The organism is Agrobacterium tumefaciens, assembly GCA_025560025.1.
Taxonomy (GTDB): Bacteria; Pseudomonadota; Alphaproteobacteria; order Rhizobiales; family Rhizobiaceae; genus Agrobacterium.
The window spans coordinates 1669635-1683350 of record CP048486.1 but is presented as its reverse complement, the minus strand read 5'-3'; the positions used below and the strand labels follow the sequence as shown (position 1 = coordinate 1683350).

The following is a 13716-nucleotide window of genomic DNA, read 5'->3' as shown; positions in this document are numbered from 1 at the left end:
CTCCTGTTCAAGTCTGTTTGTCGGGTTTTACGTTTTTTCGCCCGCCAGCGTTCGAAGCCGGCTCAGCGCGCCCGGCGATATGGGGATGCCCCATTTCTCCGCTGCCGCGCGGTTTGCAAATCGTCGTGCGCCCGGCAGTCGATCCTGTCCGGCAGCGGTCAACCGACCACATAGATGCTGCAGACGAGACGCGAAGCCTGTAGGCCCGCCCCAATTCGGATCGATCACCATGAGGAACTGCCCCGCCTTCGGGGTTTCCGCGCCAGCGAAACCGGCAAAGTCGTTTTCAAAGGAGAATTGCCCACCGGTAATGGCGCCAGCGAGAATTTCGACGAACAGGGCAATTGAGGAGCCTTTGTAGCCGCCGAAGGTGTTCAACGCTCCGCCGGACAGGATCATGTGCGGATCCATGGTGGGATTGCCGTCGCGGTCGACGCCGGTTCCATCAGGAACTGATTTGCCGGCGAGTGCGTGCAGGCGCACCTCGCCATTCGCCATCACGCTGGTGGCCTGGTCGACGATCAATGGCGCGGCATTCTCCACCGGCACGGCGAAGGCGATAGGATTGGTCCCGTAAACCGCCTGTCGGCCGCCATGGGGAACAACGTTCGCAAGTCCGTTTACCGCGGTTATCGCCATATGGCCGGAAAGCGCGAAAGGTTCGATGTCCGGCCACAATGCGCTGAAATGATGGGAGTTGCGGATCGCGACAATGGCGACGCCCGTTTTCTCGACAGCAGCTTTGATAAGTGGATGCGCGGCAGAAAGCGCCCGCTGTGCAAAACCGTTACGCGCGTCGACCCGAATGAAGGACGGCCCAAGATCCGTGACATCAGGCACCGCCAGCCCATCCACCCAACCTGACCTGAGGGAGCCGACATAGCCGGGCATGCGGAAAATACCGTGACTGAGGGCACCGTCCCTCTCGCATCCCGCACAGTTTTCCGCAAGAATCCCGGCTGTGTCCCCGGCGGTGCCGGCGTTGACGAAAATCGTCTCAAGAAGCGTTTTCAGTTCACGAAAACCGATAAGCTCGTCCCGCGCATCGCTCTTTTCAACCATCGCCCAGGAACCTCCTCAGGCAATTTTCCAGGAGCCGCGAAACATTGTTGTCGTAATTATTGTGCGACAGGCTCCCGCAAAAGGTGATTGACCCGACAGCAAAGAGACCTCCGCCCGTTTCGGATTTGCCATAGACGATGTTGGCGCTTATGCCGCCATGCGGACGCGGCTTGCCATCAAACACGCCAGGCAGAAGAAGCTCTTCGAATGTCGTGTGGAAAGACGGACCGTGACCTTCAGAGAAGGCAATGACCGATGCATATTCCGGCGTACCGAGATCGATGGCCGCCTGATCAATCTCGAAACCGGCAGCACCTCCTCCGGACAATCCGAAATCGCCGATGCGTTCATTGGCGGCTATGCCTTCAAAGAGAAATGCCAATTCCTCTTCATAGGAGGCATCTGTGCGGACATAATACGAGCCCTCGAATGCCCCTTCGGCCGTAAAGCCGACGCCGGCGACGGTCTGAGGCGGAATTCCGTTGCGACGCCAGAGGCCGCCATATTCTCCATCGAGCTGATGGTAATATTCGCCGGGCTGGCTCGCCCATACTCGCATGCCCCCTTCGGCGCGGCGCACCTCGATCATATGGGGCATGTCGTCGTTACGGCCGATCTTCCAATAAAAACCGTTACCGCCGAGATACATCAGGTTTCCGCCGGCTTCCCGGTAGGCGATCAGCGCCTCCATCGTGCGTCGGGTGTGGTATTCGGGATGCGTTCCCGTCAGAACCACGTCATAAGGCGACAGGGCGGTAACGCCATCCCGGTCAAGATCCTCGTCCGTGATGACGTCAAACTCGAATCCCTTAGTCTCGAGCCAGTCGGTGAGATGTGAATCCGCCGGGAAATGCCGCATTCCTGATCCCATCGGATCGAAATAGATAAGGTATTCCGGGCGCATCGTCAGGATCGGGCGCAGCCGTGACGACAGGTTTATGCCCGAGCCGTCGGGATGGCGACTGTAGGTGGAATAGCCGTAAGCACCGACTTCGTCTGGATTGTGCGGATATGCGTTCCACGCGCCAACCCTGTCGGCAAGTTCGCCCGCAAAGTTGCCACGGGCGAAATTGGCATAGGCCATATAGGTGAATGTCGGAGCCAGAAACACGATCCGCCGGCGTTTCGTTCTTTCTCCCGGAATGACATAGAATGGGATCGTGTCCTTTCCGACGCCATTGTCGACCTCAAGCCCATATACGCCGGAGCGCATATCCTCTGGCACATCGATCCGGATAGTCGTTTCCCAGCCGCAATCACTAAGATCGTCAGAATGAAATCTGATCGCCGCATATTCCGGTGGCACCTGCTTCCAATCCTGATGTCGGCCGGACCAGGCAGACGATCTGACCGCGCGCATCGGCATGTTGATCAAGTATAACCGTCTCGCACGGTCCTTTTCGTCCTCTATCCAGATATCGCGCGCATCCCCGCCGAAATTCCACTCGGCGATAACCTCCCACGTCGCTACCGGGACTGGTTCCGAACGCGTTGAACTCAGGGATGGATTTTCGATGGAGCCGTTGAAGGTCTGTTCAGGATGCCCCCGCCAGACGGCGGCGAAACAAATATGATCGATTTCCACAAGTACGCGGCGCGTCAGGTGCGGGAAGTTCGCGCTTTTTGTCTTCTCCTGCTTCATCGGCAAATGCTGCCGGACAGTCACCGAGAAACCCTCCAAACCAAGGATTACCTCGATCCGCGACCAGCAGTTTCCCGAGAGCTCGATGCCTGTGTCATGGCAGGCATTCGTATCAAGTTGCTGGAGAAACAATCTGTCGTCACGGGTGACAATCGCCAATCCCAGGGTCGCATCGATATTCTGCAGCGCGAAAAGCGTCTGAGCAGCCTCGGATGACAAGGTGGGCATCACCGTCAGATCGACCTTGATTGCGGAGCGGTCACCCAAAATGGGAACGGGACCGAACGCACAGGAACCGAGATAGGCCGGCTGCTCAACGGCGGTATATTCTGCAGCGAGACCGAAATTTGCCGTAGCCACTTTAACGCCTGGTCCTTGCGGATTGGGATCGCAGCAAATTATGCGAATTGCCCGTGCGCTGACGTCTCGATTGCCACGCGAAGAAATCTTGAATTCCAAAGCCCCGCCCGGCGCAGCGCTCAGTGGCGTAACGTAACCGATCAAGTTCGGGATTTTTTGCTCGCGCATGGCTCGGGAATCCGTCTTGCCTCTTCCTCATAAGATATCGTATACGATAATGAGGCAGGACAGGCAAGTACCGATCGTATATAAGCTACGTTATTTGATCTTGCCGCTGCGCGTCGGGTTCTGACCATGGAGTAAAAATGCCGCTAAAAGCTCAAAACCTACCCTCTCTTGGCAACACCCCGCCGACGTCGGATATTATCGCAAAACACATACGAGAGGCGATCATAACGGGCGTCCTCGACGAAGACGAACCGATCCGTCAGGATGACATCGCAAAGCTTTTTGGCGTCAGCAAAATCCCGGTCCGCGAAGCTTTGAAGCGCCTGGAAGCAGAAGGCCTTGTGGAATTCCAACGCAACCGTGGCGCGGTGGTAACAAGCATTACCGAACCAGAGATCGCTGAAATTTTTGAAGTGAGGGCCATGCTGGAAGCCAACGCCCTGAAACTCTCGATCCCGAGAATGACCGAGCACACCTTCCAGCGCGCGGAAGATTATTGCAATGAATTCGCACGCGAGACCGACGTGGCGCGATGGGCGGAACTCAATTGGCAGTTTCACTCCTGCCTTTACGAGGATGCCAACAAACCATTCCTGCTCAATCTAATACGGTCGGTGAACGACCGGATCGAACGGTATCTTCGCATTCAGCTGACACTATCAGGCGGCACCGGCGTCGATGACCGGGAACATCGCCAGATCCTGGCCGCGTGCCGGCAGCGAGACGTTAATCTCGCGACCGATCTGCTTGTCACCCACATCACAAAAGCCTGTGAGTCCCTCTTGAGCAATCTCCCGAAAGTAAGGGGCGCCAAGGCGGCCAGCTAGTCGCGTTTTATTGGCATCGGCCGGAGGTTGCGCAGCGTCCTTTGATCGGAACAACCACCGTCAGCAACCTGCCAAGTTCGCGTGAATTCGATGGAGCATCTCCGTCAGCGTTCGGACCTCGTCGGGCGCAAGTCCGGCGAGTGCACGTTCATTGGTGCCACGCAGGACATCGCGTCCCGGTTCCAGCCTGCGATACGCCTCCGGCTCCAGGCATATCAGGCTGCTGCGTTTGTCGTTGGGATCCTGGCTACGCCGGATCAACCCATCCCGCTCCATTCTGGCCAGAAGCTGCGCCATGCTGGGTTGCTCCACCCCCGCAATGACGGCCAGTTCCTTCTGGGTTCGCATTTCGCCGTTCTTCAGGGCGACCAGAACGGGAAGCTGGGCGACACTGATGCCGATTTCCCGAAGTCCCTCGTCGTCAAGTCTTGCCAGCATCCGTGCAATCCGCCCGATAATCAGCGCCGGCATTTCCTGTGGTCGCCATTCGGCTTCTTCATTCATTGCTTGAGCCATCCCCGGGGCTTGCATTTAAATAGGTACCTATATAAATAACATAGGAACCTATCTTTATTATGCGAGAGTCTCCCATGTTACAACATCCTATCGTCGCCATTGTCGGCGCAGGTCCGGCAGGGCTCACGGCAGCATCGATCCTTCAAAGGCACAATTGGAAAACCGTCGTTTTTGAAGCGGACACCTCGGCACAGGCACGTGATCAGGGTGGCACATTGGATTTGCACGCCGATACGGGTCAGCTCGCGCTTGAAAAGACGGGCCTCCTACCCTGCTTTAACCGCATCGCCCGCCACGAAGATCAAGAGACCCGTGTGCTCGATTATCGGTCGGCGACAATTCTTGCGGAAGATCTGCCAGCTCCGGGCGAAGGCCAAAGGCCGGAGATTGATCGTCACGCCCTGCGCGAACTTCTCCTTTCCTCGATTGCACATGAAACCGTGCAATGGGATCACCGGCTGAAGACGGTAACAAGCCATTCAGATGGCAAACATTCTCTCCATTTTGAGAACGGCAGAACCGAATGTTTCGACCTCGTTATCGGCGCAGATGGCGCCTGGTCCCGTGTACGTCCGGCCCTGACCGATGTGCAGCCCGTTTACACCGGCACCACTTTTGTTGAACTGCGGATTGATGCAATCGATGAACGTCATCCATCCATCGCAGGGATGATCGGCCGCGGCAGCATATTTGCCCTGCATGCAGAAATGGGCCTGATTGCCCAGCGAAACGGCAATGGGCATGTTCGGGTCTATGCCGCTATCCCAGTCGCCCCCGCAGAAGGCAAGCGACCGGATATGGCGCTGGCCGGCATCACCCGAAACGAGCTCCTGAAGCGGTTCTCCGGCTGGTCTGAGAAGCTTCTGAAGATGATTTTAAACGCCGACGCCATAACGGCGATCCGCCCGATCATCGCGCTTCCCGCTGGCTTGCGCTGGGCGCACCGGCCAGGTCTTACGCTTGTTGGTGATGCCGCTCACGTTATGCCGCCCGTCGGCGTCGGCGTAAATCTTGCCATGCTCGATGCGGCCGATCTGGCCGAGGCTCTGGTTTCGGCATCCGATTGGCCTCTGGCCGTCGAGCGATTTGAAACGATGATGCAGAACCGCGCGGCCAGCATTGCCGAAGATGCCGCCTCGGGCTTTGCAGATATGTTTTCGCAAGACGCGCCCGCCGGCATAGTGGAGCACATGAACAGCCGGCGGGCGTAAGAAATCCATTCCTGGTTTTGTCGTGCAGCCTCGGGAGGGGTTTGCACCCCTCCCCTTTGCGTCTCAGGCAGCCTTGTCCCACAGGGGAGCGAGGCCATCGGGCGAGACGATCCGGCCAGCAGGGCTGGAAAGGCCATGCATGGCAGCCATTTCATCAGCTGAAAGGGCAAAGTCGAAGATGGCCAGGTTCTCGGCGGCACGTGCCTCACCGACGGTCTTCGACAGGGCGATGATACCATCCTGCTGCACCAGCCAGCGCAGAACCACCTGCGCCACCGACTTGCCGTGGCTTGCGGCAATCTCCTTCAGGACCGGATCGGTAAATACCTTGCCATCGGCCATGCCGTAATAGCCGGTCACGGCCATGCCCGCCTTCCTGGCAGCCTCGATCACCACCGTCTGATCGATATAGGGATGGTACTCGATCTGGTTGGTAACAATCGGCGCCTTGGAAAGACTGACCGCTTCGGCCATCAGCGCCGTATTGAAGTTCGAAACACCGATATGGCGAACCTTGCCGGCCTGCTTGACCTCGTTCAGCGCATCGATCTGCTCGGCGAGCGAAACCGCTTCATTCGGCCAGTGTAGCAGCAGCAGATCGATATAGTCGGTCTTCAGCTTCTTCAGGCTTTCCTCAACGGAAGCGACGAAGGCATCATGCCTGTAGTTATCGACCCAGACTTTTGTGGTCAGGAATATGTCACCGCGGGCCACGCCGGAACCGGCGATCGCCTCGCCGACTTCCGCCTCGTTGCCATAGATCTGCGCGGTATCCACATGGCGAAAGCCGAGCTTCAGGGCGTGCGGGACGATCCGCAGAACATCCGGGCCGGGGATACGGAAGGTGCCAAAGCCGAGAGCGGGAATGGTGGAGCCGTTGGCGGTTACAGTATGCATTGGTCTTTCTCCTTGGTTATTCCGCGGCATTTCTGACGGCGGGAGAGATATTGCCGATTACAGGCAGAACATCGTGCGACAATTCATCGATCACTTCGCTGAGGGGCCGTCGCGATGGCCGCAGCAGAAGCGCGAGATGATCGACCCCGGCGTTTTCGAGGGCATGCAGATGGTCGATGAAGGCATTGCGTCCGACGCGCGCGCCAAAGCGGCGCGGTGTCGGCTGTTCATCCGGATCGTCGGCCAGATCGAGATGGAAAGCGCTTATGAAGACACCACGATCCAGCCCGAGAGCGGTGCGCGCGGCGGCCCAGCCTCTTGCCTGGGAGGTGAGCCGCTCAAGCCCGTTCGGATAAACGAAGCGGCCTTCCATGTTGGCGGCGATCCAGTCTGGCGACTGCCGGCCTTGCCCGGCAATAACCATCGGCACCTGCGCCCGCATTGGCTTTGGCAGCAGGTCGAGGCTGGCTTCGATGCGCCCGTCGCCAAGCGGCAGGCCTTCGGTCTTCCAGGCATCGCGCAGATAACCGACCGCGTCCCGGAAGGCTTCACCGCGCTGTTCGAAATCAAGGCCAAGCAGCGGATATTCGACCGGACGGTCGCCGGAGGCGACGCCGAGAATGAGACGGCCGCCGGACAGCTGATCGACGGAAGCCGCAGCCTTCGCCACCATCATTGGATGACGCAGCGGCAGCACGATCGCCGCGGTGCCGAGCGCCACATTCTTTGTGATGCCGGCAAGGAAACCGAGATTGACGAAGGGATCGTAGACCGAGCCCGCATCGCCAAAATTATTGGGATCGAAGACCGGAACGTCGCGCGTCCAGACGGCGGCGAAACCGGAACGATCGACCTGGCGGACGAGATCGGGATAGTGTGTGAGATCCGGTACACCGAAGGGACGGCCTTGCGCGACACGTTCAGCTTCGCGCGCTGGCGCCCAGTCGTTGTCGAGCGGAAGCTCAATGCCAAGCGTGAGGCCGCCCTGGGGCTTGCGGATAAGATCGAGCGCACCCGATTGGACTTTGGATGTCGTGGATTTCAATGCCGAGGACATGAGAATTCTCCGGAATGAGTTTGAGCAGACAGGCCCGGCCCTTCATGTACCGGGCCTGTCGGCGGTTATGCAGTCTTCAGGGACACGGCGGCGCGGCGGTCGAGCGCGCTGCTCCAGAGCGTGAGAAGCAGGGCGACGGCAACGAGGATGGCGCCGACCCATGGGGTTGCAGCAAGACCCATCGGCGATTCCACCACCACACCACCCAGCCAGGCGCCAATGGCGATGCCGAGGTTGAAGGCGGCGATGTTGAGTGCGGATGCAACATCAACGGCGCCGGGGCGGTGTTCCTTGGCCAGCTGCACGACGTAGAGCTGCAGGCCCGGGACATTGGCGAAGGACAGGAAGCCAAGCGCCACCAGCGTGATCAGGGTCAGGACCGGCGAGACGGCGGTGAACGAAAACACCAGCAATACGATGGCCTGTGCCAGGAAGAGACCGATCAATGCCTTGACGGGATTGCTGTTGGCAATCTTGCCGCCACCGATGTTACCGGCAGCGATGGCGATGCCGTAGAGCACGAGGATCAGGCTGACGCTGGATTCGGAGAAGCCGGTGACGTCCTGCAGGATCGGCGCAAGGAAGGTGAAGGCGACGAAGGTGCCGCCGTAACCGAGCGCGGTCATGGCGAAGACGATGAGCAGGCGACCGGAACCGAGCACGCGGACCTGATCAAGAATGCTTGCCGGCGGCGCCTTCTTGAGCGTGTTCGGCAGAAGGGCGGCAATGGCGACAAAGGCAACGACACCGAGAGCGCCAACGGCCCAGAAGGTTGCACGCCAGCCAAAGACCTGACCGATATAGGTACCGATAGGAACGCCGGAGACGATGGCGACGGTCAATCCCATGAACATCATGGCAATCGCCGAGCCACGGCGGTTTTCGGGCACGAGATCGGCAGCGATCGTCGCGCCAACGGAGAAGAACACGCCATGAGCGAAAGCGGCAATCACGCGGGCAATGAGCAGAATCTCGTAGCTCGGTGACAGCGCCGCGGCAGTGTTACCGACGATGAACAGGGCCATGAGGCCGAGCAGCAGCGGCTTCCGTTCTATTTTGCCGGTAAGCGCGGTCAGGATCGGCGCGCCGAACGTAACGCCAAGCGCATAGACACTGACGATAAGACCGGCAAGCGGCAGGGTGATGTGAAGATCGTTTGCGACGGTCGGCAACAGGCCGACAATGACGAACTCCGTGGTTCCGATCGCGTAAGCTGCGATCGTCAAAGCAAATATAGCCAAGGGCATGATAAATTCCTTTCCGCCCCACAATGCACGTGAGGGGTGCTGAGACAGCAGAGTTGCTGGTTGAACGATTGCTGTGACGGAATATGAGCGGAGAGGGCTTGAATGATAATCGGGAGTATTGGATAAATACCTGTGAATTTCATTCATAGGCGGAAACGATGGACAACCGGACGGGCGAAATGGAAGTCTTCGTCCTGGCGGCGGAATTGCAGAGTTTTTCTGCCGCCGGACGACGGCTCAAAATGTCTCCATCGGCCGTCAGCAAGCTGGTGACGCGCATCGAGGATCGTCTCGGAACACGCCTGCTGGTACGCTCGACCCGGTCGATGATACTGACACCGGAAGGCGAGGTGTATCTCTCCCGCGCCCGGCGTATCCTGGCCGATATTACCGAGACCGAGCAGATCGTGGCTGGCGGAGGCAAAATGGTCCCGCGCGGGCTGCTTCGCATCAACGCGTCCGTGGGCTTTGGGGAACGGCATCTGCTTCCACTGATCCCGGCTTTCCTCGAACTCTATCCCGAAGTTCAGCTCGACATCTCGCTAACCGACGGCATCATCGGCCTGATCGAGGAACGAACCGACATAGCCATTCGATCTGGAACCATGGACGATTCGTCCCTGAAGGCGCGCAAGCTTCTCGAAAGCCGGCGAGTTATTGTAGCGTCCCCTGTTTATCTCGAAGCAAAGGGCGCACCGCAAACGCCACAGGATCTGGCCGACCACAATTGTTTCAGCTTCAACTTCCGCCGCACTCTCAACGAATGGCCGTTCCGGAACCCGGGAGCATCGGACATTTATCGCCTTCCCGTAACGGGAAACACCGCGGTCAATAGCGGCATGATCATGCGCCAGCTTTGCCTCGCCGGCATTGGACTGGGCAGGGTGGGGCAATTCCATGTACAGCCGGATATCGACGCAGGCAGGCTCATTCCGTTGCTCGAGGCATATAATCCCGAGGACCTCGAACAGATTCATGCCGTCTTCGCTGGACATGAGCATCTTGCGGCGCGCATTCGCGCGTTTATCGACTTCCTGGCGGAACACCTCAGTGAAAGAGGAAAATCCGAGCCACTCCCGTAAAACCATCATCGAGCGGCGCCGTGCTGCAAATATAGCATTGCCATGCCGGATCGGCCCATTGCCGCGCAGCTGAAGCAAGTCCACGAAGGAGGGAATAATGCAGGTCAAAGCCGCACTATTGCAGGGAACGGGTGCCTCTCATCCTTATGCTGTCAACAAGCCGCTCGTTATCGAGGACATAGAGCTTGCGCCACCCGGGGCCGGCGAAGTCCTTGTCCGCATTCGTGCGGCCGGTCTGTGTCATTCCGACCTCTCGGTCATCAACGGCGACAGGCCTCGTCCGATGCCGATGGCGCTGGGCCATGAGGCGGCAGGCATTGTCGAGGCGTTGGGAGACGGTGTTCGCGATCTTCAACCCGGCGACCATGTCGTGATGGTCTTCATGCCGAGCTGCGGGCATTGCCTGCCCTGCGCGGAAGGCAGGCCCGCATTATGCGAGCCGGGTGCGGCGGCAAACGCAGCGGGAACGCTGCTTGGCGGCGCAACCAGGCTGAACTATCGCGGCAAGGCCGTCCATCATCATCTCGGCGTGTCGGCATTTGCCGAATATGCCGTCGTGTCCCGCAATTCGCTGGTCAAGATCGACCGGGATCTCCCCTTCGTGGAGGCTGCGCTTTTCGGCTGTGCGGTCCTGACCGGCGTGGGCGCCGTTGTGAATACGGCTGAGGTCAAGGCCGGCTCGACTGCCGTCGTCATCGGGCTTGGTGGTGTTGGCCTTGCCGCCGTCCTTGGTGCGCGGGCTGCGGGCGCCAGCAAGATCGTCGCGGTCGACCTTTCTGCGGAAAAACTGGCCCTTGCGAGCGAACTTGGCGCAACCACCGTCGTGAACGGGCGCGATGAAGACGCTGTCGAACAGGTTCGCGACGCGACCTCGGGCGGTGCGGATTATGCCTTCGAGATGGCCGGGTCGGTTCGGGCGCTGGAAAACGCTTTCAGAATGACCAAGCGCGGCGGCACAACCGTGACCGCGGGCCTGCCACCGCCCGGCGCTGCCCTGCCGGTCAATGTCGTGCAGCTCGTTGGCGAAGAAAGAACGCTCAAGGGCAGTTACATCGGGACTTGCGTACCCGTCCGGGATATTCCGCGTTTCATCGACCTTTACCGGGACGGAAGATTGCCGGTCAATCGCCTGCTCAGCGGAAGGCTCAGGCTCGAGGACATTAATGAAGGTTTCGACCGGCTGCACGATGGCAGCGCCGTGCGGCAGGTCATTGAATTCTAAACCCGGCCCGCCGCCGCCGGCCTGAGTTTCGGCCGGTGGTGACCTGTCGTTACAACGGCGACATGCCCGGCTTAAACGGAAGTCACCCGGCCGGAGACGATTTTCGGCTTTCCTGCAATGCCATCCCGGCTATCTGCGCCAGCGTCGTCGCGGCATAACGCGCCACGAGCTCATTTTCGGCCGCGGCATGGGCCGCTGCGATAATCGCGTTGGAGGCTTTCTCCACGGGGCAGGATGGATGGTCATGCGATATGGGGGCAGGTAGGATAAGACCGGCATTCAAGGCGCGCTGAACGTCCAGAACGGTCACCTCTTCCAGCGGCTTGACCAGTTTCCAGCCACCACCCCGGCCGCCTTCCGATGCGACGATACCGTGGTCGCGCAACCCACCAAGCGTACGGCGAACGACCACCGGATTGGTGTTGAGCATCTGTGCGATCCGTTCTGATGTTTCCCTGCCGCCAAGCAGCCCCATATGCACAAGCACATGCAGCATTCGGGCAAGCCTGCCGTCGGTTTTCATCACGACCCTTTCCGCAACAAAAATTGTTACACTATCTTGACGCAAGCGCTTTTCCGCAACATCTATAGTTACACAAATAGGGAAGCGCAATGCGCTGCGTCGCAGGCTTCTCCTGGTCACTTCGGCCCGGGATGTTCCGAACCCTGGCTTGCGGTGGCAACTGATTGAGAAAATCCGGGGTGAGAAAATGATTGAAACAATCATCAAGACGCGCACGATCGACATGAGCATCCTTGATCAGGGAACGGGCCCCCTGGTTCTGCTCTGCCATGGATTTCCGGAAACCAAACATGCCTGGCGGCACCAGATCCTGTCGCTGGCTGCAGCGGGTTTTCGCGCCGTTGCGCCCGACATGCGCGGCTTTGGCAGGACAGATATTCCCGAACAGGTGGATCAATATACGGTCTTCCACGGCGTTGGCGATCTTGTCGCCCTCATGGATGCCCTTGGTGAAAGCGAAGCGGTCATCGTCGGCCACGACTGGGGCGCGACCATCGCCTGGCAGGCCGCGCTCCTTCGTCCCGACAGGTTCAGGGCCGTCGTCGCATTGAGTGTGCCCATGATGGACCAGCCTCCCTTCCCGCCCTCAAGGATATTTCCGCAAGACGGGCAATCGCTGTTCTACACGCTCTATTTCCAGCAGGCGGGCGTCGCGGAAGAGGAGTTCAACCGGGATGTCAGCCAGACGCTCAGCAAGATTATCTACGCCGCAAGCGGAGAAGCGGGCGCACGGCGGCCGGGCGACGGCACGCCAAACCCTTTTGGCATGGTCAGCCGCAACAAGGGCCTTCTCGCAGAATTGCCCCTCCCCGCGCGCATGCCCGACTGGCTGCCTCCCCGCGACTTCGACAGGCTCGTCAATGATTTCAAGACGTCGGGGTTTACCGGCGGCCTGAATTATTATCGAAACCTCGATCGCAACTGGGAACTGCAGCAGGCAGTGAGCGGTAAACATGTCAATGTCCCGGCGCTGTTTATCATCGGCGAACGTGACACCGGCCTGGCCATTCCCGGCATGGATCAGATCATCGCCTCCATGCCCGACCTGGTGCCGCATCTGCTCGGATCCCACATCATTCCCGGCGCGGGACACTGGCTCCAGCAGGAGCGACCGAGTGAGGTGACAAGCCTCATCCTGTCGTTTCTCAATCAAGTCGCCTCCATCTAGAAAGAAGGAAATCCCATGACTGATTTCAAGGGACGACAGGTTGGCTATATCGAAGGAGCAACGCGCCAGGTCCCCGGCCTTGAAAGCTTGCATCGAATGACGTCGATGCTGCTCGGCGAGAAAGCTCCCGACAAAGGCCGGATTCTGGTCGTTGGTGCTGGCGGCGGGCTCGAACTCAAGGCTCTTGCCAAAGCCAATAAAGGGTGGATTTTCGACGGGGTCGACCCCTCGCCCGACATGCTGACCCTCGCTCGCGAAACGACCACAGATTACGCCACGCGAATTAACCTGCACGAGGGGGATATATCAGCCGCACCGGACGAACCCTTTGATGGCGCGGCGTGCCTTCTCGTGTTTCATCATCTCCTTTTGGAGGAACGCATCAAAACGCTGAATGGCGTGCGACAACGCCTCAGGCCCGGCGCACCCTTCGTGCTTGCCCATGTCAGTTTCCCCCAGAACGAGCCGGAACGTTCGATCTGGATAGATCGGCACATAAGCTATGGTGCGATGGAAGGAACCGATCCTGCGAAACTTCAGGGCGGACGGGCCGCGATGCGCGAGAGGCTGTCCATTCTACATCCTGAGAAGGAAGAGGCACTTCTCCGCGATAGCGGTTTCGACGGGATCACCAATTTCTATACGGCATTCAGTTTCAGAGGCTGGGTGGCCTATGCCGTACCAAACAAGCCTGGCGACTAGAATCTAAAGAACGGCTCACCGGCACCGGAGAT

Annotated in this window: 13 protein-coding genes; 6 read left to right on the top strand and 7 right to left on the bottom strand. The window is 59.1% G+C overall.

Annotation, left to right across the window (positions count from 1 at the left end; all coding sequences use genetic code 11):
• Positions 1-27 precede the first annotated feature (27 nt).
• Positions 28-1062: an Ldh family oxidoreductase gene (locus FY152_21645; GenBank protein UXS34705.1), complete on the bottom strand. Its 1035-nt coding sequence runs from the start codon at positions 1060-1062 to the stop codon at positions 28-30.
• Positions 1055-3232, bottom strand: coding sequence for a N,N-dimethylformamidase large subunit (locus FY152_21640; protein UXS34704.1), 2178 nt, complete (start codon positions 3230-3232; stop codon positions 1055-1057). Before FY152_21640 ends, FY152_21645 begins: the two co-directional genes overlap by 8 nt.
• 137 nt (positions 3233-3369) lie before the next feature.
• Between FY152_21640 and FY152_21635 the strand changes: the two genes are divergently transcribed.
• Positions 3370-4059: a GntR family transcriptional regulator gene (locus FY152_21635; protein UXS34703.1), complete on the top strand. Its 690-nt coding sequence runs from the start codon at positions 3370-3372 to the stop codon at positions 4057-4059.
• Between the two features lie 60 nt (positions 4060-4119).
• On the opposite strand, the gene FY152_21630 is transcribed toward FY152_21635, so the two are convergent.
• Complete coding sequence (locus FY152_21630; protein UXS34702.1) at positions 4120-4563, bottom strand: MarR family transcriptional regulator; 444 nt, start codon at positions 4561-4563, stop codon at positions 4120-4122.
• Between the two features lie 71 nt (positions 4564-4634).
• Between FY152_21630 and FY152_21625 the strand changes: the two genes are divergently transcribed.
• Positions 4635-5786: an FAD-dependent monooxygenase gene (locus FY152_21625; GenBank protein ID UXS34701.1), complete on the top strand. Its 1152-nt coding sequence runs from the start codon at positions 4635-4637 to the stop codon at positions 5784-5786.
• 63 nt (positions 5787-5849) lie between these two features.
• On the opposite strand, the gene FY152_21620 is transcribed toward FY152_21625, so the two are convergent.
• From FY152_21620 to FY152_21610, 3 genes are all read right to left on the bottom strand, one after another.
• Positions 5850-6683: an aldo/keto reductase gene (locus FY152_21620; protein ID UXS34700.1), complete on the bottom strand. Its 834-nt coding sequence runs from the start codon at positions 6681-6683 to the stop codon at positions 5850-5852.
• A gap of 16 nt (positions 6684-6699) precedes the next feature.
• Positions 6700-7740 carry an LLM class oxidoreductase gene (locus FY152_21615; protein ID UXS34699.1) on the bottom strand — a complete coding sequence of 347 codons (1041 nt, stop codon included), beginning with the start codon at positions 7738-7740 and terminating at the stop codon, positions 6700-6702.
• 65 nt (positions 7741-7805) lie between these two features.
• A complete protein-coding gene (locus FY152_21610; protein UXS34698.1) occupies positions 7806-8987 on the bottom strand; it encodes an MFS transporter in 1182 nt (393 codons plus the stop codon).
• Between the two features lie 158 nt (positions 8988-9145).
• On the opposite strand from FY152_21610, the gene FY152_21605 reads away from it, so the two are divergent.
• Positions 9146-10069: a LysR family transcriptional regulator gene (locus FY152_21605; protein UXS34697.1), complete on the top strand. Its 924-nt coding sequence runs from the start codon at positions 9146-9148 to the stop codon at positions 10067-10069.
• 97 nt (positions 10070-10166) lie between these two features.
• Positions 10167-11291, top strand: a complete 1125-nt coding sequence (locus tag FY152_21600) for a zinc-binding dehydrogenase (protein UXS34696.1) — start codon at positions 10167-10169, stop codon at positions 11289-11291.
• A gap of 82 nt (positions 11292-11373) precedes the next feature.
• Here FY152_21600 and FY152_21595 read toward each other — a convergent pair whose 3' ends face one another.
• A complete protein-coding gene (locus tag FY152_21595; protein ID UXS34695.1) occupies positions 11374-11817 on the bottom strand; it encodes an Rrf2 family transcriptional regulator in 444 nt (147 codons plus the stop codon).
• Positions 11818-12001: 184 nt separating this feature from the next.
• Here FY152_21595 and FY152_21590 point away from each other — a divergent pair, with 184 nt between their 5' ends.
• Positions 12002-12982 carry an alpha/beta hydrolase gene (locus FY152_21590; protein UXS34694.1) on the top strand — a complete coding sequence of 327 codons (981 nt, stop codon included), beginning with the start codon at positions 12002-12004 and terminating at the stop codon, positions 12980-12982.
• Positions 12983-13078: 96 nt separating this feature from the next.
• Entirely contained in the window at positions 13079-13684 is a 606-nt protein-coding gene (locus FY152_21585) for a class I SAM-dependent methyltransferase (protein ID UXS35149.1), read from the top strand.
• Positions 13685-13716: the final 32 nt, after the last annotated feature.